We start from the raw sequence: 24633 nt of genomic DNA on the forward strand, positions 1-24633 counted from the left end.
AGTTATATATATTGACATGAAAATTATGGAATACTAGAATGATAGATACAAAACGTATACATAAGAACTGCGTAATGGGTTGTAGGACGGAGGTGGCTATCTCAGGAAGACTGGATGAAATCGTCTTGAAAACGGTCTTATTTCGCTGTGAAAATCAAAATTTGCAGATTGGGAGAGGTGTATGACAGCAATGAGAACCCCTTATCGTTTTTTTGCGTTGAAACGATCCGTATCCGTCGCTCTCTTATTTTTATTGGTAGCAGCTTTACTTCCCTATACCCCTGCAGCTTCGGCTGCCGACGAATTTCAATTTGAGGAAATAACCCTGCAGGAGCTTCAGGCAGGATATGCCAAAGGCGACTATACGGCTGAGAAGGTCGTCCAGGCGTATCTGGACCGCATTCAAACGTACGAGCCGAATTATAATGCTTTTACGACAATGAATACAAAGGCATTGGAGGAGGCCCGGGAAATCGACCGCCGCCGGGCTGCAGGAGAAACGCTGGGAAGCCTGGCCGGCGTTCCGATTGTAATCAAGGAAGCGGTGGATATGGCCGGATTCCCCTCCACGATGGGATGGGCGCCGCTAAGCAAGGAGAAAGGCGGCATTCAGCTGATTCCCGAGACGGATGCCCCGGTGGTGGCAAGGCTGAAGGAAGCGGGAGCGATCATTCTGGGAAGAACCAATATCCCGACGTTCAGCAATTCCGGCACACGCGCTACGTCGAGCTGGGACGGAGATACCTATAATGCGGTAGACCGCAAGCTGGTTCCCGGTGCGAGCAGCAGCGGAACGGCAATGGCGGTCTCGGGGAACTTTGCCGTGCTCGGCATCGCGGAGGAAACGGGCGGTTCCATTCAGAATCCTGCGGCTGCCCAGGCGTTGGTGGGAATCAAGCCGACCTTTGGACTGGTGCCGAATGCGGGTGTGGTACCGCTTGGAGGAAGCACGCGGGACGTCATCGGCACGCATGCCAGAACCGTTCATGATGCGGCGGCGATGCTTGACGTTATTGCAGGTTACAGCCATGAAGATCCGAAGACCGTTGCTTCGATCGGCAATATGCCGCGCAACGGCTACACCTCGCAGCTTAATCAGCTGGCGCTGAAGGGCAAGCGGATCGGCCTGTACGGGAAAGGCTGGCGGGATCAGGAGCTGACGCCGGAAACCCAGGAGCTGTATGACCGTGCCGTATCTGAGCTTGAGAAGCAGGGCGCTACGGTAATTCCGGATCCATTCGCAGGGACGGAATTTGCCGAATTCGTCAAAGCTTCCGGGTCGGTGGGCATTGAATCCGTTATCTACGATATGGAAGATTATCTGGAACGGCTCGGGCCAAGCGCCGAAATCAATTCGGTCCAGGAGCTGATGGATAAAACCGGTCAAAAACCGTCCATCTTCGACCGCTACAAGGAGGATATGCCCGATCCGAATTCCGTGGCCGATTTGTCCAATTTTGTGAAAATCCGTACCAAATACCTTCAAATCATTAATGATGTGATGGATTTCTACGATCTGGACGCACTGGTTTATCCTCAAATGTTTAAAGAGACGCCTCTTCTTGACAGCAAGGATAATATTGGCGCAACCACTGTTTCCGAAATTAATATAGCCGGGATTCCTCTCGTGACGGTGCCAGGCGGCTATTACAAGAGCGGTTCCCCGTTTGCTGTCGCCTTCATCGGCAAAATGTGGAGCGAAGCCAGCCTGCTAGGCATGGCCTATGACTATGAGCAGTCTACCAAATACCGTGCAGCGCCGGTGCTGCTTGGGAAATAAAAAAGAGACAGGCAGCGCCCATTGCTGTGAATGACGGGCGCAGTCAAGAATGGATGGATAGAGTGGGGCTGAGGCTCGTTATTATTAATGAAGACAGATCATAGATGATCGGATGGATCAGGTTCAAGTGATATTATAGAAGAGAAATCTTTCATACCAGTCTTCAAATCTTGCAATAAACTTCAAGAACCTTGCGCGCGGCGCAAGGTTTTTTGTTTTGTGCGGATCCAGCAGCGCCTGGCTTAGGCCAGCCCGGCCCAGTAAGAGCGCTTCATCAGGCTTTTTTTGCCCTTTATATTTTTTTAACAATTTTTTTTACATTGCCATAACCATATGAACATTGTATACAGGTACATTGAACATGCGAAGGGGGATGGGGGAATAGAAGATAGCTTGCTGAAAGCAGCATTACTCTCGGCCGCAGCGAGGAGGGAACCGCATCATGAAAAATCAATTCATGGCCTTGATCGGGAGTATGGATTTCAGAAACAAGCTGATCATTTTGTTTATGATCATTGCGATCGCGCCGCTCAGCGTGCTGGGCATCCTGTCGTATAATCATTCTTCCTACACGGTTCAGGAGAAGGTGTACCAAACGGTGCTGGAAAGTCTTTCCCAGATTACATACAGCATGAATTATTTCATCAGCGATATTGAGCAGCTGTCGATGTACATCTACAGCAACGAGGACGTTCAGGAGGTTCTTTCTTCAGGCAGCGCGGACCGTACGATCAGCGAGCGCTATGCGGATGAACAGAAGATTTCGGCCATTCTGGAGTCGTTCGTCGGCTTTAAGAAATGGGATATCGAAATTTATATATTGGGCAACAATGGGGAGCGGTTTTTTACCGGCGATGTGCTGCCCAAGCAATACGACAACATCGATTCCAATTGGGGATTGTTCCGCAAAGCCCGGCTTGCGGGCGGCAACGCCGTATGGGATACCCACTATACGCTGAAGAAGCTCTATGATTTCGGCACGGCGGTGGCAACCGGGCGCGTCCTCAAAAATATAGAAACAAACGAGGATTTGGGCTATCTCGTCATCGATATTATGGAATCGGCGCTGGTGGACAAATATGCGAGAGCGCATCTTGTGCCGGACGGCCAGATTTTTCTGCTGGACCGTTTCGGCAATGTCATGTCCAGTCTGCCCAAGCATCAGATCGGGACGAAGCTGCAGGCCGATTTTCTGCCGAATGTGCTGGCCGGGACGAAGGGCTATTTTGAGTCGCGGGACGATGCCGGGAACAGGGAAATGATCATTTACGACACTTCCGAGGCGACCGGCTTCAAGCTGGTCAGCGTCATGCCCGTCAAGGAAATGATCAAGGAAAGCCAGAGCATCCGGAAGCTGACGATCGGGGTCATGCTTGTCGGAATTATCGCGGCGTTCGGCTTTGCATATATCGTCTCCAGCAGCATCACCACCCCCTTGCGCAAGCTGCGCTCGCTGATGAAGCAGGCGGAGAAAGGCGATCTTGGCGTATCCTTTTCCTCCAAATACAAGGACGAGGTCGGCCAGCTGGGCCAGAGCTTCAACCGCATGCTGCAGGAGATTCAATATTTGATCAATGAAAATTACGAGAAGCTGCTGAAGCTGCGCGAGGCGGAGCTGAAGGCGATTCAGGCGCAGATCAATCCCCATTTTCTGTATAATACGCTGGACTCCATTAATTGGATGGCCCGCATTCACCATGTCGATGAAATATCGCGGACGGTCATTTCCCTTGGCGAGCTGCTGCGCTACAGCATTTCCAAGGGCAATCAGATCATTTTGATCAGCGAGGACATGAAGCAGATCCTGCATTATTTGGCGATCCAGAAGATGCGGTTCAGGGAAAAAATCACGATGGAAATCGAGATGGAAGACGAAATCCTCTCCTTTTATACATTGAAGCTGCTCATTCAGCCGGTTGTGGAGAATGCGATTGTGCATGGCCTCGAACGGAAGAACGGCAAAGGAACACTGCGCTTTACCGGGCAAGCCGCTGGCGACAAGGTCCGGTTCACCGTCAGTGACGACGGGGCCGGCTTTGTGCCGGACAAGCATGAGATAGGCACGGCGAAGGCAGGCACGGGCATCGGGCTGGAAAATCTGCGCAGAAGAATGGAGCTGCAATTCGGCGACAGCGCCTCGCTTCATATCGTCAGTAAGCCGGGTATCGGAACGACGGTAACGATCGAGTTTCCTCAAATTAAACAAGCGGGTGAAGACTATGTTCAAGGTCATGATTATTGACGATGAATGGCTGGTAAGGGAAGGGCTGAAAACAACGATTGCCTGGCATGAAATGCAGTGCGAGATCGTGGGCGAGGCGGATAACGGCATCGATGCATTGAAGCTTATCGATGAGCTGTCGCCGGATATACTGCTGTCCGACATCCGCATGCCTGGGATGGACGGGCTGGAGCTTGTTCAGACCATCTCCCGCAGGGATTCAGAGATTACGACGATTTTTTTGACAGGCTTCGACGATTTCTCCTATGCGCAGCAGGCGGTGAAGCTGGGCGCTTTCGATATTCTGCTGAAGCCGTCCGATCCCCATGAGCTCCGCAAAACCTTCGGAGAAGCGACCCGCATGATCACGCTCCGCAGGCAGCAGATGGACTATACGAAAATTCTGGAGAAGCATCAGCGGACAAGCCAGCCCTTCGTGCTGGAAAAGGTACTCCAGCATCTCCTTACGGATACGGCAAGCATGCAGGATATGCAGCTGCTGTACGAAGCGTTGGAAGGTTTTCTGGAGCCGTTCGAAGCCTTCAGAGTCGCCGTCGTCGATTTTGGAGGCGGCGATGCGGATGCGCTCAGGGAGCCGGGTTGGGAGTCCGGCGCCGCCGCGTACTTCAGGAGCTGTGCGCTGACCGACCCCATCCCCATGAACAGCGGCGTTTACGCGGTTCTCTTGAGCGAGGTGGGAGGCTCAAGGTGGCGGGAGGGGATTCCGCAGCGGGAATCCGGCTGGCACGGCGGACCCACCATCAGCCTCAGCCGCGTTCATCATGGTCTGCTTGCACTTGGCAAAGCCTATGACGAGGCCTGCATCGCCAGACTCCATCATGTATTTTTGAAATCGCCGACCGTTATCAGCTACGAGAACTTATCGAATGATGCCGTGTCCTCGGAAGTATGGGATGAATCGGATGTCGTCGAAGCGATCAAGTGGGGATCGGAGGACAAGCTGAAGGAAGCGCTGCAGGCGCTGTACAAAGCTCTGCTGTGGCGCTCCGGCGGAAAAGAAGCCGATCCCAGGCAGTTTCGCGTGCAGCTTGTATTTGGCGTTTACAATCTGTTGACCTTGCATTTCCACGAGACAGGCGGACTGCCGGAGCTGAAGGGCGTACTGGAAAAGATAAACGAGCTGCGTTCCAGCGAGCTCATGCTCGATTGGCTGGAGAGCATGGCAAGAGAGGTGCGGACCCGGTATCTGGAAAGCAAATCGCCTTCCAGGAGTGAGATTGACACTGTGCTGGATTATATTCACGACCATTTTACAGAAGAGCTGATGATGTATGATTTGGCCGCAAGCCTGCATATGAGCGAGAGCAAATTCAGCAAGCTGTTCAAAAAGCAGGCCGGCAAAAGCTTCATGGACTACATAACCGAGCTGCGCATTAACAAAGCGAAGGAATTGCTGCTGGATCCGGAGGTGAGAATCGGCGAAATTGCCTTAATGGTCGGTTATCAGGAGACGCGCTATTTCAGCCAGCTGTTCAAGAAAACTACGGGGATGACGCAAAAAAGCTTCCGCAGGAAGCTCGAAAAGCTTAAAAACAACAAGGAAAAATAACGAACATAAATGAAATTCTACCGCGTTGTTGGAAAGGACCCTGCGGCTCTATAGTGGGAAAGTACCTACAAAAACGCAGGAGGCAGAAAATGAAACGTTTAAAAGTACTCAGTTTATTGATGGTGGTCCTTGTTGTCATGCTGACGGCATGCGGCGAAAATTCGGGAACGGACAACGCAGGCACAGCGAATGCGAATAACGCAGGAACGGCGAATGCGAACAATACGGCAGCGGATGCGGGCAATGCGGCAAGCACCGCTTCGACGGCAGAAACGACTTCGGCTGACGGAGCCGGAGATGCGGGCACGGCAACCAAGCTCAGCGGCAAGGTCGTTATTTATTCACCTAACAATGCGGATATCAATAATCCGATCGTCAAGGAATTTCAAGAGCGTACGGGAGTGCAGGTCGAGCTGATCGCCGGCGGAACCGGAGAGCTGCTCAAGCGCGTTGAAGCGGAGAAAGACAATCCGCTGGGCGACGTTATGTTCGGAGGCGACATTGCTTCGCTCCGAGCGTACGGCGATTATCTGGAGCCTTACGAGACCAAGGAAAAAGCGAATCTGAATCCCGGGTATCTGGATACCGGCAGTCTCTATACGCCATTCACGCTGCTCCCGATGGTCATTATTTACAACAAGGATCTGGTCTCCGAGACGGACGCTCCCAAAAGCTGGAATGATCTGCTGAATGAGAAATGGAAAGGCAAAATCGCGTTCGCCGATCCGGGCAAATCAAGCTCCTCGTTTACACAATTGGCAACCATGCTTACGGCCTATGGCAAAGACGACGAGAAGGGCTGGGATTTCGTGAAGAAATTCGTTGCCAATCTGGATGGAAAGCTGCTTTCGGGCTCGGGACTTGTTTATGAGGGTGTAGCCAGCAAGGAATTTGCGGTTGGCATTACGCTGGAGGAAGCGGCTCTGCGTTATGTGGAAGGCGGCGCACCGGTCGGCATCGTCTATCCGTCCGAAGGAACAGTTGTAACGCCTGACGGCATGGCTGTTATCAAAGGCGCCAAAAACCAGGCAAATGCGCAGGCTTTCATCGATTTTGCTTCCGGCATCGATGTTCAGAATCTGCTGCAGGATGAATTCCTGCGCCGTTCGGTCCGGAACGATGTCGCGCCAAAATCCGGCCTTCCGGAAATCGGCAGCATCAAGACTGTCGATTACGATTATGATTGGGTAACCGCCAACAAGACCGCAATCGGGGAACGATTCACTCGCGTTGTTACGGGGCAGGAGTAGAAGCTGCCGGCAGACAGGCGGCAACGCAGGCAGGATTTGCAGTTTGCCTGCTTGCCGCTTCTGGCCCGGAAGAACGCGAGGAGGCGCAAGATGGAAGTAAAGTTTCAACAGGTTACCAAAGCTTTTGGACAGGCGGCGGCTGTAGACAAGGCCGATTTTACCATCAAGGACGGGGAGTTTTTCACGCTTCTTGGTCCCAGCGGCTGCGGGAAAACAACGCTGCTCCGCATAATTGCCGGCTTTCACCGGCAGGATCAGGGCAATGTTTACTTCGGAACGCGCCTCATGAACGAGGTGCCGACGCATCAGCGGAATATCGGCATGGTGTTTCAAAATTACGCGATTTTCCCCCATATGTCCGTATTCGACAATGTCGCCTACGGGCTGAAGGCCCGCAAAGTGAAGAAGGCTGAAATCGAAAGCAGGGTCATGGAGGCGCTGAGGATGGTCGAGCTTCAGCATTTGCGCGACCGTTCTCCCTCGGCCATGAGCGGCGGACAGCAGCAGCGGGTCGCCCTGGCGCGTGCGGTTGTCATTGAGCCGCAGCTGCTCCTGATGGATGAGCCGCTGTCCAATCTGGACGCCAAGCTCCGAATCAAGATGAGGGCGGATATCCGCGATCTGCAAAAGAAGCTGAACATTACTACGGTGTATGTAACCCACGATCAGGAGGAGGCGCTGGCCGTATCGGACCGGATAGCCGTCATGCATGGCGGCGTCATTCAGCAGATCGGCAGCCCCTCGGAAATTTATGAGACGCCCGCCAACCGGAATGTGGCCCATTTTATCGGGACTTCCAATTTCATGGAAGCGGATGTGCAGGGATTCAACAAGGAAACCGGGCAGGCTGTTATTTCGCTGAACAACGGTTCTATGAGCCTGAAGCTGAAGCGGGCTTACCAGGGCAAGGTGCTGTTCTCCATCCGGCCGGAGAAAATCCGCATCGAGCAGACCATGAGGCACAGCATGCAGCTGCCGGCCGTGGTAGAGCAGGCGACCTTCCTGGGCGGCAAAAGCCACTATGTGGTCAGATCCGATTATGGCGAGCGCTTCGAGGTCGAGCAGCAGCTGACCGAGCAGGGCATGCTTCTCAAGCGGCAGCAGCGCGTATTTGTCGATCTGCAGCTTGACCGCGCGGTCATGTTCGACGGCAAGGGCGAGGAGGTTCTATATTTTGCATGATGGAACAGCCGACCGATCGAAGCGGCCATGGCGGCGGAGATGGAAGTGGGATGTGTGGACGGTCGTGACGGTCGCCGCATTTGTCTTTCTGTTTTTTTTCATCGTTTACCCGTTGATTTCGCTGCTGCTCAGCAGCTTTTATGACCAGGAAGGACGCCTTACCCTCGCGAATTACTGGGATTTTGTGAGGCTGAAATATTATTATTCGGCATTATTCAACAGCTTCAAGGTATCGCTGCTGGCGACGCTGGCTGCCGTTCTGATCGGAGCTCCGCTGGCCTATCTGGCGGCGCGGTTCCAGATACGCTTCAAGGGTCTATTGAATATACTCATCATTCTTTCCTTTATGTCGCCGCCGTTTATCGGAGCTTATTCCTGGATTATTCTGCTGGGGAGCAATGGCGTCATTACCAGAATGCTGCACAGCATCGGGATTCCATTCGATTCGATTTATGGCTGGAAGGGCATTGTGTTCGTGTTCGCGTTGCAGTTTTACCCGCAAATTTACTTGTACGTATCCGGAGCGCTGCGGACGGCGGATTCGTCTGTGGAGGAAGCGGCCGACAGTCTGGGGATGCCGGCGGCAAGAAGAATATGGACCGTCACTCTGCCGCTGCTGCTGCCCACCCTCTCTGCCGGAACGCTGCTGGTGTTCATGGAATCGTTCGCCGATTTTGGTACGCCAATGCTGCTTGGACAGGGCTTCAAAGTACTGCCGATCATGGCGTACGAGCAGTTCGTCAACGAGATGGGCGGCAATCTGTCCATGGCCAGCACCATCAGCGCCATTATGATCGGCTGCTCGACAGCTGCGCTGTTCATTCAGCGGCATCTGGCATCGCGCAAAAATTACGCCACATCCGGAATGAGAACGCCGCAGGTGAAGCCCCTCAGGCCGGCGCAGCGCAATCTGTGGACGGCAGTCGCTTTTATTCCGGTCTGCATCTCCATTCTGCCGCAGGCAACCGTCCTCTTCACTTCATTCCTGGAGAGGCGGGGTCCGGTGTTTCACAGGGGCTTCAGTCTGGACAGCTATATCGATATCGGCTATAAAGTGCAGCAGGCGGTCCGCAATACGTTCACTTTCTCGCTCGCGGCCATGCTGGTTATTGTCGTGTTCGGCGTTCTCGTTTCTTATGTGCTGGTCAGAAGACCATCTCGCATCACGGCGTTTCTGGACGGGCTGATCATGATCCCCTACATCATCCCGGGGACGGTGCTTGGCATCAGCCTCATTATCGTCTTCAACAAGCCGCCGCTTATATTGACGGGTACCTGGATCATTCTCGTCATCGCTTATGTGGCGCGGAAAATCTCCTATACCATCCGTTCCAGCGTCGGGATTCTGCAGCAGTTGGACAAAAGCGTGGAGGAGGCGTCGATCAGCCTCGGCGTTCCTCCGATGAAGACCTTCTTCCGCACGACGGCGCGGCTGATGATGCCCGGGGTGCTGTCAGGGGCGATTATCAGCTGGGTCGCCGTCATTAATGAGCTGAGTACGACGATCGTGCTTTATCACGGAGGAACGGCAACGATATCGGTCAGCATTTACAGCGAGGTCATCAGCTCCAACTTCGGCACAGGCGCGGCTTTGGCTGCTATTCTTTCGGGATGCACGGTCATTTCGCTGATTATTTTCAACCGGCTGTCGAAGGGAAGCAAATTTACATTATAGCCAGACAGAGGTTTGCCAAGAAGGGGACGGTTGAACATGAGGCTTGGAAAGCAGCGGAATATGATTGTCATCATCGTCTGCCTTGTCATATGTGCCTCCGTCCTGTGGGGGCTGCAGGTCCAGAACCGCAGCCGTCCGCTTCAATATGAAATGCAGACGAGCGTATCGCTGACCGCCTGGATTTACAGCAGGCCCGTCGGAGCGCTGCTGACTGAGTTTCAAAGCCGTCATCCCGGGATCAATATCGAAGTGCGCGTGTTTCGCTCGGAGGAACAGCTACATGAGGAGCTGCTCGCCGCGATCTCTGCGCATATGCCCCCCCATATGGCGGAGATCAGCAGCTCTTCGGGCATTGCGGGGCTTGCCGCAACGGGAGAGCTGGCTGCCTTTGACGATCAACTGTCCAAGGACGAGAAGGGGGCGATTGATCCCGGCTTCACGGGAACCTTCGAGGTGGGCGGGCAGCTGTGGGCCATGCCTTACGGGGCGGTGGTCCCTCTGCTGTACTATAACGAGAATTTGCTCGGATTCTCGGGCATCTCCTCCGGAGTCAAATCCCTGACGTGGGACGAGATGGTCAAAATGGGCCTCAAGATGACACGGGATGTGGATGATGACGGTGTGACGGATATTTGGGGACTTGTAGCGGACCAGGATTCTCCCTGGTATTTGCGCAGCGCGGTTGAGTCCGGCGGAAGCGGATCCGCAGATGCGGCGGGCCATGCCTTTCGTTTATGGCATGATCTGGTATACAGCTACAGGCTGATGCCGCCGCTTAAGCATCATATGGCGTTAAGCGACTTTATCGACGGAACGGCCGGCATGCTGCTCGCCCCCTCCGACAGCAGGACGATGCTTGAGCAGTACATCGGCGGCACATTTGGCTTCGGCGTGAGTCCTTTTCCGCAAATCCAGGGAAGCAGCCCCACACCGGCGCAGGTGAGCGGATTCGTCATGCTGAAGTCAAATCCGGATACGGAACATATTGTACGGCAGATTGTCAGTTATCTGCTGGAGCCTGATATTCAGAAGCGGCTCCTGAACGAAACGGCAAAAATTCCGGTGCTGCGGGGCACAGTCGCCGGGCTGCTGAAGCAGAAGGGTGGATTGTCCGGGCGCGAACAAGCGATACTCGGCATCTCCGAAGGGAATCTGATTGTGGATGATTATACAGCTTTAAGCCAATCAAGGCGGGACTCCCTGACAACGATTCAGGAAGAGCTCGAGAGTACGGAGGAGATCTGCTTCTCCTGCCTGAGTCAGGCTTATATGTCCGGCAGTGTTCATTAAATAAGCATTACACGGGAGGCAATCGATAATGAGAACAAGCTTACGCAGGGTATTGAACCGTTTATTCAGCGGCAGTCTCTCTGCCTTGTTGTTAGGGTCTTTACTTATTACAGCCATACCACAGTCTGTCAGCGCCGCGTTCGATGAAGGAAGCGCCGATGCCCTGCTGACAGGACTGTCGCTCAGCGAAGGCACGCTGTCGCCGGTATTTGATTCGGAGAGCGCCGACTACACCGCAAATGTGCCGGATGCGAACGGTCAGGTTGCAGTCACTCCGACTGCGGCGGATGCCGGGGCGGCAATAGCGGTATCGATGAACGGCGAGGCTTTCGCTCCTGTGGCGAGCGGCTCGGCAAGCGCACCGCTGAATCTGGAAATCGGCGCGAACGGAATTGCCGTCAAGGTCACGTCGGCAGACGGCGAATCAAGCCGGACTTATAAGATTACCGTTAATAAATCCGCAGTTGTCCTTCAGCAAGGCGTGGGCGGCTACAGCGGACAGAAGGATGTCCACCTCAGCGAAGGAAAGCATAAGGCCAAGAATACGGGCCAGCACAATATGGTGGAAGTCGGGAATTACGACCCGTTAATGGCCGACAGGAAGTTTGGCCTGTTCCAGTTCGATATTTCTTCACTGCCGGCGGATGCCGACATCACGGAGGCGAAGCTGGAATTGAATCTAGCGGGCACCCGCGGACGGACCGACGCCAGATTTGACAAGACGCTGTTCCTTTATGAGGCTTTGGGCAATTGGGACGAAGGCACGGGAACAGGCTTCGACGGCACAGACGGATCGGCCGGCGTCATATGGGATACCATGCCGGCTTACGCCACGGAAGCTCTGGATTCCCAGCTTGTCGCGTCGGTGAACAATACGTGGTATGAATGGGAAATAACCGATTTGTTGAAAGAATGGAAGGACGGCGGCAAGACGAATTACGGAATGCTGCTGAAGGCGGAGGACAGCACAAGCGACGCGACGACCATTCCGTCGACAAAAGACTTTGCTTCCGCACAAAACAGCAATACAACGATCAGACCAAAGCTGGCAGTAAACTATACGCTGCCGCTGCAGGGGATCAAGCTCGATACCGCTGCGCTTGCGCTTACAGTCGGTCAGGTGCCGGTGAAAGTGGCTTCCTTTATCCGGCCGCTGAATGCGGAGACGACCGGGCTGCAATGGCTGTCCGATGACGAGAGCGTCGCAACAGTTGATTCTGACGGGCTGGTCACGCCAGTCGGAGACGGAGACACGGTCATCCGGGCGGAAGTTTCCGACGGTGTCCATATGTATTCGGCCGAGGTGAATGTATCCGTGGAGGCTATTGATACGCGCGGCATATTGTCGGGATTGACGTTGAAAGGGGCGAACCTTGATCCGGGCTTCCTGCCGAAGGTTTTCGACTATGAAGCGGAGGTTCCGCTCAATGCGCGTCATATTACGATTACGCCGGTTGCGGCGGAAGCGGATGCTGTTATTACGATTGAGTCCGGCGGCGGGAGCTCTCAGGTTGTAGCCAGCGGCTCAGCCAGCAAGCCGGTCGTACTGACGGACGCCAGCGCCGACATTACGGTGCGGGTGCAGTCCGTTCAGGCCGGCGAGCCTGCCGAAACGATGCATGAATATCATGTTGCGGTAAGACCGCGCCTGACAGGAGGCCGCGCAGACGAGGTCATCCGCCAATTTCTCAATCCGTATGGCCGCGTGCTCGTTGTCGCCCACCGGGGCAACTGGCTGAACGGCAAGCCGGAGAACGGGCTGAATTCATTCCGGGAATCCATCAACGAAGGCGTGGACATGGTGGAATTGGACGTCCGGACGACGAGCGATGGCGTTCCGGTGCTGATGCACGACGACAGCGTCAATCGTACGACAAACGGGACCGGCAGCGTGAGTAATTTGTCGCTGGCACAGATCAAACAGCTTTGCCTGAAGGACAGCAAGGGCATCGTAGCCAGCCCCTGCGAGCAAGTGCCGACGCTGGAGGAAGCGATGACGCTCGCCAAGGGCAACATCATGGTCAATCTGGATATTAAAAATGCCAACTGGGACATCATGTGGGATATTCTGGAGCGTACGGATACGACGGACCATGCGCTTTACAAAACAAGCGGTTCGAAATCTTCGACGGCTGCCTTTATGAAACAGTTCGAAGGCTCCGCAACCGAGCCGCTGTTTATGCAGCTTACTTCCGAGCAAAGCACAGTAAACGATTTTTTAAATTCCGAAACGACACCTTTCAGGACAAATGCATTCGAGGTCAGCTTCGACAATGATAATCATCCGATCATGGATCCCGATTTCCTGAAGAGCGCGCACGACAAGGGCGCCCGAATCTGGGTCAATACGATCTTCTCGGTTCCCGGTATGGTCGGCCGGCATGGCGACTATGCCTTTCTAAGCGATCCCAACGCCGGCTTCCCTTGGCTGATCGGACGCGGAGTCGACATGATTCAGACAGACACGACCGCGCTGCTGCTGAAATATTTGGACGGCAAGCTTGGCGGAGGAACGCAGCCGCCTGTTACTACGAACACCATTACCCTGCAGCAGGGACTGGACGGCTACAGCGGCACAACGGATGCGCATATCATTAAACGGCCATCTGCGGCCGGTTCCAATACGGGCAGCCACGACGAGCTTGTCGTCGGCTACAATTCGGCCAGCGCGGATGACGGGAAAGAAGCGCTGCTGAAGTTCGATTTGTCCCCGATTCCCGAGCATGCCGTCGTGACCGGGGCGAGCCTGGATATGTTCCTTTTGCGCAATGGAGACGGTCCGAAGGACAAAACGCTCTCCGTTCATAAGGTGAACGCGCCATGGGAGGAAGGAAGCGGAACGGGAGAAAACGGCACCGCAAACGCGCCGGGCGTCAACTGGAACAACAAGCCTGCGTTTGATTCGGCGGCTGTCGCTTCCAAGGTTGTAGGAACGACCGATCTGGAATGGTATTCATTCGATGTGAGCAAGCTGGCCGCCGGCTGGCTGAGCGACAGAACCAGCAATAACGGCCTGCTGCTCAAAGGCAGCGACACGGCTCCGGAGCAGCCTGTGAAATATTTTGCCTCCTCGGAGAATGCGTGGCAGAGCTGGCATCCGAAGCTGACGATTACCTACGTTATTCCCGCACTGTCGGTTGAGCTTTCATCTGCGTCGCTCACCATGCTCGCGGGAGAGCAGCAGACGCTCGCGGCTCATGTCCTGCCGGAGACGGCATTCAACCGCAATGTGGTCTGGTCCTCGGATAACGAAGCGGTGGCACGTGTCGCGGCAGACGGAACCGTAACGGCCATCAGCAAGGGCATCGCGCATGTTACCGTGACGACGGCGGATGGCGGACATACCGCAACGGCCGACATTACGGTGGAAAGTTCAGTCAACAGTGCGAATCTCGGCGGCTTGTCCTTCAGTCAAGGTGAACTGACGGAGTCATTCCAGCCTTCCGTGCTTCGCTACGCCGCGGCTGTTCCGGACAAAGTCACTGACATAACCATCACGCCGTCCGCTGAGGATGAGCTGGCGAAGATTACAGTGGCGATCAACGGAAGCGAACCCGCAGAGGTGACCAGCGGGACGCCGAGCGCGCCGCTTCCATTGGCTGCAGGAGACAACCGGATTGAAATTACCGTAACATCGAAAGACGGCTTGTTGAAGCAAACTTATGAAATCACTATCTCCAAGCCCGCTATTATCGTTCAGGAAGGCTATGCCGGCTATGCGGGAACGGCCGATACCCAGCTGTCCGAAGGGGTCGGGGGCCAAGGGAACCAATACTTTAATTACAATCTCGGTGCGCAGGACAAATATGAGGTAGGCTATTATAATCAGAACGTGGCCGACCGCAAATACGGACTTGTCCGTTTTGATAATTTGCCCGTTCCAGCGGGCGCGATCGTCACGGAAGCAACCTTGAATCTGTACTATTACGGCACGCGTACGGGATCCTCGGTCACAGATCCAAAAACCCTTTACGTGCATCCGGCAACCGCTCCATGGGTTGAGGGAGCAGGAGGAGCGCCGGGCACGAACGACGGCTCACCGGCAAGCGGCAATGAAGTGACATGGAACAATTTTATTACACAGGGCACGAATACGTACGACAACGGCTCTGCCGCTGCGCAAACCGTTGTATCCACGCTCAATCAATGGTATTCCCTGCCGATTACGGCACTGGTGAACGACTGGATCGCGAATCCGGCCGGCAACAACGGCATCCTGCTCAAGTCGAAGGACTATACGGCTCCCGAAGGCAGCATGGTTGGAGCCATGCAGTTCCGTTCCTCAGAGTACAGCGATGCGGAGCTGAGACCTTATGTGCGCATTGTGTACAAAATGCCGGCTGACGGTATCGAGCTGGATCAGCCCGCGCTTGATCTCGTAGTTGGCGGAGCTCCCGGCATGCTCTCAGCCATCGTGAAGCCGACCAATGCCATCGACAAGACCGTGATCTGGTCGTCGGACAATGAAGCGGTGGCGACGGTGGACCAGACAGGACAAGTAACCGCCGTAAGCGCGGGAACAGCCAGCATTAAGGCGGTCAATGTCAATGGAAATGCGGCTTCTGCCGTTGTGACAGTACGGGCTCAAGGCACAAGCTCGCAGCTTTCGGGACTAACCTTGTCCTCCGGGCAGCTTGACCCGGCTTTCTCGGCAGAGCAGATCGATTATACAGCGTTAATTCCGAATGAAGCCGGTCAAATAAGCGTTACGCCGGTATCGCCTGATCTCCACACGAAGATTACCGTCCAGGCGGGTGACGGAGAAGCCGTCGCCGTGGCAAGCGGAATGCCAAGCCGATTGTTCGCGGTCCAGAGCGGAATGGATCTGATCGTCCGCACTGTTTCCGAGGATGGGCTGGCATCTACGACCTATACGATTCATATCGTAAAGAAATTCGGTCTGAGCGCATTGGAAATTTCCGGCGGAAGCTTGTTACCTGTATTCTCGGCGGACGGATATCAATATGCCGTCAACGTTGAGAACGAGACGGGAGCGGTAAGCTTCACTCCTTATGCGTTCGATCCGGGTGCGGTAATCTCCATCAGTTCCGGCAGCGCTCCTGCCAAGGTTGTCCCAAGCGGTCAACCGAGCGAACCGGTCGAATTAAGTCAGGGAGCCAATATTATCGGAATACGGGTGGAAGCTGCGAACGTTCAGGAAAGCAGAACCTACACGATCGCGGTGAACCGGAAGGCTGCCGGCAATCCTGGTACAAACCCGGGTACGGATCCAGACACGGATCCGGATACAGATCCGGATTCAGGTTATTTTCCGTACCAGCCCGCTCCTCAACCGGGCTCGACTACAGTAAAACTGGCGGAAGAGCTGTCAGTAGACATTCCGGCGGAAAATGCGGGGACGAAGGTGACGCTGGAGAAGCTGGCAAGCGAAACGAACCGTGCTCCATTCCTTGCGCTGAGTCCGGTTTACCTGATCAAGAAGGATACCGCGCAAAAATTGCTCAAGCCGCTGACACTTACCTTCGCTTATGACGGCACTCATGCGGATGAAGGCAGAGCCTCCGTATTCCGCTATGACGAGGCGCAGAAGAAGTGGATCGAACTCGGCGGTGAAGCGCATGACGGGGTTATCTCGGTAGCCGCTGCCGAATTGGGCAAATTCGCGGTGCATCTGGTGAAAGCCGAAGCCCCGGCAGATGGGCCATCCGTACCGGAGAAACCGGCCGATACGGGCACAGTATGGCCGGATCTGCATAATCATTGGGCGGAGCAGGCGATGAAGGCTGCTGTAGACAAAGGTATATTGACAGGCTACGACGATGGAAGCATGAGACCTGATGAACAGGTAACCCGGGCGCAGTTTGCCGCCATGCTCGTACGCGCGCTTGGTCTGGGCGATGCTTCCGGAAGTCTGGGCTTTACGGATAATGACGATGTTCCCGCATGGGCGAAAGCGAGTCTGAATGCGGCAGTGACGGCGGGTATTCTGACCGGATACACCGACGGCACCATTCGCCCGAACCAGATCATCAACCGTACCGAGATGACGGTCATGCTTATGAGGGCCTATCAGGAGAGCGGAGACAGCACGGGAGCTGCTTCGTTCACGGACGAATCGGATATTCCCCAGTGGTCCAAGCCCTATATCGGGAAGGCAGTCGAGCTTGGCGTCATTACCGGATATAACGGCAGCTTCAATCCTGGCGACACGGCGACAAGAGCCGAAGCCGTCAGCGTGCTGATGCGCATGATTGACAAGAAATAACCAAGATAATAGGAACAACCCTCCTGAGCGGCTTTGGCCAGCAGGAGGGTTGTTTTTTTACCTTATAGCAAGTATAAGCTTCATTCCTGTACATGCCTATAAGGTCTAAGGGAAGAAACCTGCTGCGCAAAAGGACGGCGACAGCCATTTCTTCTTGCATTTTTCCATATGGGGCAGCGCATCCTGGACAATTCCTATTTCGCATCGTGAAAAATAATCCCCAGACTGTATCGGGTTCCCGAGGCCACCGTGCTGACTCCATGCCGCAGCGTGGTTTTATAATAACCGCGCGTTCCCGAAACCGGCCGGTGATTGGTCGGGAAAATAAGACCCTCTCCCTGCTCCAGGGTGATGACATGTCCTCTGCTCTGCGCCCGCGGCCGCTGTTCCACCAGCAGAAACTCTCCGCCCGCGTAATCCGTTTCCCGCTGGTTGAGAGCGAATACGACCTGAAAGGGAAAGAACACCTTGCCGTATAAGTCCTGATGCAGGCAGTTGTAGCCCCCGGCCTCGTATCGGAGAATCAATGGGGTAGAGCGCATCTGCCCCTCCCGATGGCATTGATCGAGAAAATTCGCCAGCTCTCCGGGGTATGCGGCAGCATGTCCCAGCTGTTCAAGCCAGCGGTTGGCTGCTGCTGCCAGCTCCGGGTAAAGGGCTTCGCGCAGCTGCTGCAGCAAGTCCGGAAGGGGAGCGGCATAATATTTGTACTCCCCCATTCCGAACCGGTATCTGGCCATATCAATGGTGCTGCGGAAGAGATTGTCTCCCCCATAAGTGCCGATGATTTCTGTGCATGCCGCTTTAGTCAGCATGGAAGGAAGCTTCGCGTACCCGTGTTCATCCAACGACCGGTGAAGAGAGATCCAATCCAGTCCGGTTATCCGTTCCCTGAGGCGGTCATGCATGCCGTGCTTCTCCATCAGCGAGCGCGCCATCCTGCTCCAATTGCAGCAGCCTTGTTTTCATGTCCAGCCCTCCGCGGTAGCCGGTCAAAGCTCCCCCCTTGCCGATTACTCGATGGCAGGGCACTGTAATCAGAACGGGATTCGCGCCAATGGCGGCTCCGACCGCACGCACGGCTGCGGGTCTTTCAATTTGATCGGCGATATCCGAATAGGATCTGGTTTGTCCGTAAGGAATGCTGCGAAGGGCGTCCCAAACCGCTAATTGAAATGGCGTTCCCGGAAAGTCAAAGGGAGCTGTGAAGCTTGTGCGCGTCCCCTGTAGATATTCGATCAGCTCAGCCGCATAGGGCAGCAGCCTTTCATCATCGCGAATGAGCTCGCTGCCTGGTATGCGGGCTTTTGCCCAATCGGACAATTCCTCGAGGGGATGATTTTGCGAGCCCACAAAACAAAGCCCCTCCGAAGTTGCTGCGATATGCAGGCTCCAATCCTCATGAATTAAGAGTGTCCAATAAACCGCCGTTTTAGTTTTGTTTTCCATTTCCAATAGCCTCCTTCATGGTTTGACGATAGCCTGCCGGCGTGAAGCCGGTTTTCTTTTTGAACAGGGTTATAAAATAAGACGTATTGCTCAAGCCGACGCCAAGACCGATATCGGCAATGGCCTTTGTCGTCGTACAGAGCTGTCCCTTGGCCTGCTCGATCCGTTTATGCTGGATGTAATCCACCGGTGTCATGCCCGTGACTTTCCTGAACGTCCGGTGAAGATGATAAGGAGTGCCGTGACTGACCGCTGCGAGAACGTCCAGTGTCAAATTTTCCATGTAATTTCGGTCGATATAATCGGTCACAACCGATATCCATTCGTCATCCGGCAATCGCTGTCCGGTAGGCCTGCATCTTTTGCAGGGTCGGAATTTCCCGGATAACGCCTGCTCGGCGGTTTGGAATAAACCGATATTTTCTTTGTTTGGCGGTCTGGATTTGCAGGAGGGCCGGCAAAATATACCCGTGGTCTTGACCGCATAAAAAAATTGGCCGTCGTAAGAAGCGTCATTGTTGATGATCGCCTGCCATTTCTCATCGGTAATTGTTTCCGGGGATGACAGGCTGGCGTCATCATCCGGACGGCGGGACAGCTTCTCAGGCGCCTGTCTATTATTATTGGTCATTATGACTCACCACCTCTACGAATAGTATAACCCCGGGAACGGGCGTTTGTACGTCTTTTGGAATAGAACAGCAAGATAACGAAATTATCGGCTGGCAGGACGGCGAGAGCCGTTTCTTCTTGCCTTATAGCATGTAAGTTTCATTTCTGTACATGTCTATAAGGTCTAAGGGAAGAAACGAACTGCGCCACCGAAGGGACGGCGATAGCCGTTTCTTCTCGCCTTATAGCATGTATGAGTTTCACTTCTATACATGTCTATAAGGTCTAAGGGAAGAAACGAACTGCGCCGCCGAAAGGACGGCGAGAGCCGTTTCTTCTCGCAATCAGGACTTATTGCTGACACATGCCTGTATTAAATTGATAGTGAACCAACATTCGAGAGGAGATTATACAATGAAGACAAAACAGATGATCGCTGCACTGGGTATTCTTCTGATTGTCAGCTCAAGTACTGCCATAATTGTTTCTGCAGCCAAGGCGGCTCCCGCAGGGAACGTCAACACCGGGAACGAAGCAGATAAAAGGATATGCGACGAAAAGGGCGGTTCGACCTCTAGACCTGCCAAGGGCGTTAAAGCATCTGTGCCGCCTGCCGGAGGCGTAAAAGCACCACACGCTGCTGACACCGACACCGAAACATCAGCGGGCACAACCAATGGCACCACGGCTGAAAATGGAGATACATCCGTAGTCATCTCAGGCGGTTTTGACACCGACCCTGTGGATCATGGCAGACCGGTTGTGCTCATAGCGGCGGCGCTTGGGGTCCCTACTGAAGTTTTTCGGGAAGCCTTCAGTGGAGTGACGCCGGCAGGGGCGGGCAGTGGCGGACCAACTGCTGAAGAAGCCCGGCAAAACAAAGCGGCTCTTCTTAAGGTTCTTGGCTCCTATGGAATCACCAATGAGCGTCTGGACGAGGTGTCCAACTACTACCGCTATAACGGCAGCAAAGGCGAAGTCTGGACAAGAACGCAGGCGGCAGCCACCGCAATCATTACCAATGGAGTTGTGACAGGCGTGAAGATCACGAATGCGGGAGCGGGTTACTCTTCAAATCCTGTCATTACCGTCAAGGGACCGGGCGGTATAGTCACGGCGACAGCCACGATATCCTATACGGAAGACTTTAAAACCAACGGAAGCATTACGGCGATTACAATCAAGTAGTTCATGACAGCAACAGCGTTAAAGCGACTGGCGCCGGCCAGCCGCTTTAACGCTGTTTAAGTTATTTTTAAAACAAGGGTTTCACATCTCTTTTAGCGAATTAATAGGTTTGTGCCTTGCTGTGCCAGTCTATTTACAGGTTTTAGAGAAAGGAATTTGAAATTGAACCCCTTGAGGAAAAACGCATACGCAGTTGATTTTCTTTATGTACTAGGTATTGTTGCCATTTCTTTCTCCGCTATTTTTATTAAATGGTCGCAGGCAGAGGCTTCTGTCATAGCGATGTATCGGCTGTTTCTGACGAATCTGATTCTTCTCCCCTTAATTTGGAAATATCGAGGAGAAATTGCCCAGCTTACTCTCCGGCAGTGGGGGCTGCTTCTGGTATCGGGGGCTGCGCTGGGGCTGCACTTTTTATGGTGGATGGGATCTCTCCAATATACGACCGTTGCCAGTTCCACGATTTTCCTGACACTCGAGCCCATTGTGGTCATGCTGGGGGCCTTTTATTTTTTTCGGGTACGTGCGAACCGGGTGATGCTGATTGGCATGGGGATCGCTCTTGTCGGCTCATTCGCCATAAGTGTCGGCGATTTTCGTTTATCCGGATCAGCCCTGTATGGAGATCTTCTTTCTTTTCTCAGCGTCCTTGCAGTCTCCATTCATATGCTCTTGGGCAAGGTCCTGCGGGAACATATCAGCGCTTATGTTTACAATTTTTGGGTGTTTGCATTCGCGGCCAGCTCGCTTGCCGTCTATAACGGATTTCATCATTTTCCATTCTGGGGGTACCCGCAAAAGGAGTGGGGACTTTTTCTGCTGATGGCCCTGGTTCCCACGCTGTTCGGCCATTATTTGTTCAACTGGCTGCTGAAGTATATGAACGCGGCTGCCGTATCGATGGCGGTTCTGGGGGAGCCGGTTGGAGCCTCCATTCTGGCCTGGCTGCTGCTTGATGAATTTCTGACGCCTCTCCAGGTGATTGCCGGGCTGTTCATTCTGGTTGGCGTCTATGTATTCATCCGTTACGGCAAGGAACCAAAACCCTGACTAATCTATTACACGATCCGGTTATCCTGAATAAAGGGGCTGCGGCAGAAGGAATTCCCTTCAGACGCAGCCCCTTTCAGGTCCATTAAAATGTCATTATGCTTTGCCGCCAGAGGACAGCTTCAGCCGCTTCTTTTTCAGCCTGTATAGAAAGCTTCCAGCTCGCGGACAATCGCTTGCAGCGAGCCGTCTACGCGGGTCTGACGCTGCGGCTTCTCGAAGAGCGCCGCGATCTGCTCCGGGAACTGCTGCTCGATCCCGGTCAGTTCAATGGCTTCATTAAACTTCGCCGGATGTGCGGTTGCCAGCGAAATGATGATTTGGTCCGGTTCCCCGTTATATTTGTCCGCTGCCGCAACGCCGCAGGCGGAATGAGGATCGAGCAGATAACCGGCAGCCTCTTTATACTGCTTGATCGTATTCAGGCATTCCTGCCCCTGTACGCCATGCGCGCCGAATTCCGCCTGTACCTTGGCGAGCGCTTCGCCGGAGATGACGACTTCGCCATCAGCCTTGAACTGATCCATCAGCCGGCGGATTTGCGCCGCATCTTGGTCAAGCACATAATACAGGTAGCGCTCAAAGTTGCTTGCGACCTGGATATCCATCGACGGGCTGTACGTCGCCCGGAAATCTCCCGGTTTGTACACGCCCTCCAGCACGAACCGCTCCAGGATATTATTTTCGTTCGTCGCCAGAATCAGCTTGCCTACCGGCAGGCCCATCCGTTTCGCCAAATATCCCGCAAAGATATCGCCGAAGTTGCCGGTTGGAACGCTGAAGCTGACCTGCTTCGCGCCCGTCTGCTTCGCTACCTGGAAGTAAGCGTAGAAGTAGTAGACGGTCTGCGCCATGATCCGCACGAAATTAATCGAGTTGATCGCGGCAAGGTGATGGGCGGCCTTGAAGTCCAGATCGGCGAACAACTCCTTGATCATCCGCTGGCAGTCGTCGAAATTGCCGTCGACCGACAAATTCAGCACATTGTCATCCAATACCGTCGTCATTTGCAATTCCTGCACTTTGCTGACTTTGCCGTGGGGATGGAGAATGCAGATTTTGATTCCTTCCTTGCCCTTCACGCCTTCGATAGCTGACGCTCCGGTATCGCCCGAGGTCGCGCCAAGAATGTGAATCTTCTTGTTCTGCTTCGCTGCAACATATGTGTATAGTTGGCCCATGAACTGCAGGGCGATATCCTTGAAAGCAAAGGTCGGACCATGGAACAGCTCCAGCAGGTACAAATCATCCTTTAGCTTGCGTACCGGCGTTACTTCCGGATCACGGAATGTCTCATAGCTGGCATGGACGAGCTCCTGCAAGTCCTGCCCGGGAATTTCCCCGTTCGTGTAAAGCGCGAATATTTCCAGCACCAGCTCCTGATAGCTGAGCTCCTGCCACTTCTTCAGTGTTTCCGCCGATACGACCGGTATTTCATGCGGCACCAGAAGGCCGCCGTCATCGCCGAGCCCCATCATAAACGCATCGATAAACCCTATTTTGCCCACATTTCCTCTTGTACTGATAAACTCCATCCGTGTCTCCTCCTGCATTCGAACAAGTAGTCAATAGTTAGTTAAAATCATATCATCGTTTGCCCAAATAAAAAAGGCTGTATCCGAAACAAAGCCAGCCGCCGGGCGACAGCACCGGAATATATTCGCACGCCAAATTCAGCTATAATAAGAGCAGATTTTCCTTAATCATACAGGATTGAACAGCGTTTCTCAAAGTGCAATTATCGTATTCAGGAAGGGGCTGGCAGCATGCTGTTATCCAAGGGACAAAAGGCAGACGTTACAAAGGGAAGGGAGCTTGCCGCAATCAGCCTGCGTTTCGGCTGGTCAACAAGGCAAGCATCAATGAGCGTAGATGCTGCCGCTTTTCTGCTCTCGGACCGCAACCGCTGCGAGAGGGATGAGGATTTCATCTTTTATGGCAATCCGGCTGCCGGGAACGGAGCTGTTTCGCATGCAGCGATGGATGCGGCAGACAAGGAGTCGATTACCCTATCTCTGGCCCGCATCACGGAGCAAACAGCGAAAATTGCGTTTACCGTCACGATTCATGAGGGTGAGCGGCTGGGCCATTTTATGCAGGAGGTATCGGGCTTGTATGTCCGGCTCGTGGATGAAAGCACGGGAGAAGAGCTGCTGCGGTTTGATTACGGCGCTGAGTATACCAGGGAAACGGCTGTTGTCGTCGGAGAATTGTACCGGAATAATGGGGAATGGAAGTTTAATGCCATTGGCAGCGGATTCTACGGGGGACTTGCAGCATTATGTACGAATTTCGGCCTTGAGATCGAGCCTGCGGTCTCCGAGGCTGCTGCTGCGGCAGAAGAGGCGGTATTGAAGCCGATTGATCTTCGCAAAAAGAAGGTTCAGATCATTCTGGAGAAGAAGAAGCTGGTTCATGTCGTGGCCAGAGTGGGAATTGTGCTCGATATCACGGGCTCTATGCAGGCTTTATATAAAAATGGGACCGTGCAGGAAGTGGTTGAGCGCATCTTGGCGGTTGCCTGCAAATTTGATGATAATGCAGCGCTAGATGTTTGGGTATATGATACGCATTTTAGCCGCTTGCCTCCGGTGACGGAAAGTGATTTCGGCGATTATGTGCAAAAACAGATTCTGGATAATACGGCCATCCATAAGTTTGGCCGCAATAATGAGCCGCCGGTTATGGAGGATGTCATACGCAAATATACGGTGGAAGAGGACGACGGGACCCCCGTATTCATCATATTCATTAACGATGGCGGTGTTGTGAGGCCCACCAGGAAAGTTATTACCGCAGCTTCGGTACAGCCGATTTTCTGGCAGTTCGTCGGCATCGGCCAATCGGACTTTGAGGTGCTGAAGCAGCTCGATACAATGGAAGGGAAAGTCGTGGACAACGCGAGCTTCTTCCATTTGGACGATATCGCTGCGATATCTGACGAGATGCTGTATGAGCAGCTTTTGAATGAATTTCCAAGCTGGCTTGCGGCTACCAGGGAGAAACGGATTATCCGCTCCTGATGAAATGGAAAGACCTTATTCGCAATTCCTGTCCCGCCGATCGCGCCGATTGGCGGGATTTTATTTTAAAGTGCAAAATAAGTTAAAATTTAACAATAATTATATTATATGTAATCG

At 53.8% G+C, this 24633-nt stretch carries 15 protein-coding genes and 1 pseudogene; 12 read left to right on the forward strand and 4 right to left on the reverse strand.

Features of this window, described 5'->3' with window-relative positions; all coding sequences use genetic code 11:
* Positions 1–181 precede the first annotated feature (181 nt).
* From AC0YOA_RS07610 to AC0YOA_RS07645, 8 genes are all read left to right on the forward strand, one after another.
* Positions 182–1780 (forward strand): amidase, encoded by a 1599-nt coding sequence (locus AC0YOA_RS07610; protein WP_475786088.1) that lies wholly within the window; start codon positions 182–184, stop codon positions 1778–1780.
* 442 nt (positions 1781–2222) lie between these two features.
* A complete protein-coding gene (locus tag AC0YOA_RS07615) occupies positions 2223–4022 on the forward strand; it encodes a cache domain-containing sensor histidine kinase (RefSeq protein WP_475786089.1) in 1800 nt (599 codons plus the stop codon).
* A complete protein-coding gene (locus AC0YOA_RS07620; RefSeq protein WP_475786090.1) occupies positions 4000–5571 on the forward strand; it encodes a response regulator transcription factor in 1572 nt (523 codons plus the stop codon). Before AC0YOA_RS07615 ends, AC0YOA_RS07620 begins: the two co-directional genes overlap by 23 nt.
* Before the next feature lie 89 nt (positions 5572–5660).
* Entirely contained in the window at positions 5661–6821 is a 1161-nt protein-coding gene (locus tag AC0YOA_RS07625) for an ABC transporter substrate-binding protein (protein ID WP_475786091.1), read from the forward strand.
* A 90-nt stretch (positions 6822–6911) separates the two neighbouring features.
* Positions 6912–8003: an ABC transporter ATP-binding protein gene (locus tag AC0YOA_RS07630; RefSeq protein WP_475786092.1), complete on the forward strand. Its 1092-nt coding sequence runs from the start codon at positions 6912–6914 to the stop codon at positions 8001–8003.
* Positions 7996–9678, forward strand: coding sequence for an ABC transporter permease (locus AC0YOA_RS07635; RefSeq protein WP_475786093.1), 1683 nt, complete (start codon positions 7996–7998; stop codon positions 9676–9678). Before AC0YOA_RS07630 ends, AC0YOA_RS07635 begins: the two co-directional genes overlap by 8 nt.
* A 36-nt stretch (positions 9679–9714) precedes the next feature.
* On the forward strand, positions 9715–10968 hold the full coding sequence (locus AC0YOA_RS07640; protein WP_475786094.1) for an extracellular solute-binding protein: 1254 nt from the start codon (positions 9715–9717) through the stop codon (positions 10966–10968).
* A gap of 28 nt (positions 10969–10996) precedes the next feature.
* Positions 10997–17194 (forward strand): DNRLRE domain-containing protein, encoded by a 6198-nt coding sequence (locus AC0YOA_RS07645; protein ID WP_475786095.1) that lies wholly within the window; start codon positions 10997–10999, stop codon positions 17192–17194.
* Positions 17195–17388: 194 nt separating this feature from the next.
* On the opposite strand, the gene AC0YOA_RS07650 is transcribed toward AC0YOA_RS07645, so the two are convergent.
* Genes AC0YOA_RS07650 through AC0YOA_RS07660 form a run of 3 tightly spaced genes read right to left on the reverse strand, consistent with a single transcriptional unit; the run spans position 17389 to position 19274 of the window.
* Positions 17389–18102, reverse strand: coding sequence for a 2OG-Fe(II) oxygenase (locus AC0YOA_RS07650; RefSeq protein WP_475786632.1), 714 nt, complete (start codon positions 18100–18102; stop codon positions 17389–17391).
* Positions 18095–18643 (reverse strand): methylated-DNA--[protein]-cysteine S-methyltransferase, encoded by a 549-nt coding sequence (locus AC0YOA_RS07655; protein WP_475786096.1) that lies wholly within the window; start codon positions 18641–18643, stop codon positions 18095–18097. The genes AC0YOA_RS07650 and AC0YOA_RS07655 overlap by 8 nt, the downstream gene beginning before the upstream one ends.
* On the reverse strand, positions 18627–19274 hold the full coding sequence (locus AC0YOA_RS07660) for a bifunctional transcriptional activator/DNA repair enzyme AdaA (RefSeq protein WP_475786097.1): 648 nt from the start codon (positions 19272–19274) through the stop codon (positions 18627–18629). The genes AC0YOA_RS07655 and AC0YOA_RS07660 overlap by 17 nt, the downstream gene beginning before the upstream one ends.
* 395 nt (positions 19275–19669) lie before the next feature.
* Between AC0YOA_RS07660 and AC0YOA_RS07665 the strand changes: the two genes are divergently transcribed.
* Positions 19670–20443: a hypothetical protein gene (locus AC0YOA_RS07665; protein WP_475786098.1), complete on the forward strand. Its 774-nt coding sequence runs from the start codon at positions 19670–19672 to the stop codon at positions 20441–20443.
* A gap of 162 nt (positions 20444–20605) precedes the next feature.
* Positions 20606–21493, forward strand: a complete 888-nt coding sequence (locus tag AC0YOA_RS07670) for a DMT family transporter (RefSeq protein ID WP_475786633.1) — start codon at positions 20606–20608, stop codon at positions 21491–21493.
* Between the two features lie 137 nt (positions 21494–21630).
* Here AC0YOA_RS07670 and thrC read toward each other — a convergent pair whose 3' ends face one another.
* Positions 21631–23028 carry a threonine synthase gene (gene thrC / locus AC0YOA_RS07675; RefSeq protein WP_475786099.1) on the reverse strand — a complete coding sequence of 466 codons (1398 nt, stop codon included), beginning with the start codon at positions 23026–23028 and terminating at the stop codon, positions 21631–21633.
* Between the two features lie 231 nt (positions 23029–23259).
* On the opposite strand from thrC, the pseudogene AC0YOA_RS07680 reads away from it, so the two are divergent.
* Both AC0YOA_RS07680 and AC0YOA_RS07685 read left to right on the forward strand, forming a co-directional pair.
* A pseudogene (locus AC0YOA_RS07680) lies at positions 23260–23775 on the forward strand (TerD family protein); the annotation flags it as partial.
* A gap of 69 nt (positions 23776–23844) precedes the next feature.
* Positions 23845–24516: a vWA domain-containing protein gene (locus tag AC0YOA_RS07685; RefSeq protein ID WP_475786634.1), complete on the forward strand. Its 672-nt coding sequence runs from the start codon at positions 23845–23847 to the stop codon at positions 24514–24516.
* The last annotated feature ends 117 nt before the right edge of the window (positions 24517–24633 follow it).

This window comes from Paenibacillus sp. JT22N12 (genome assembly GCF_056269365.1).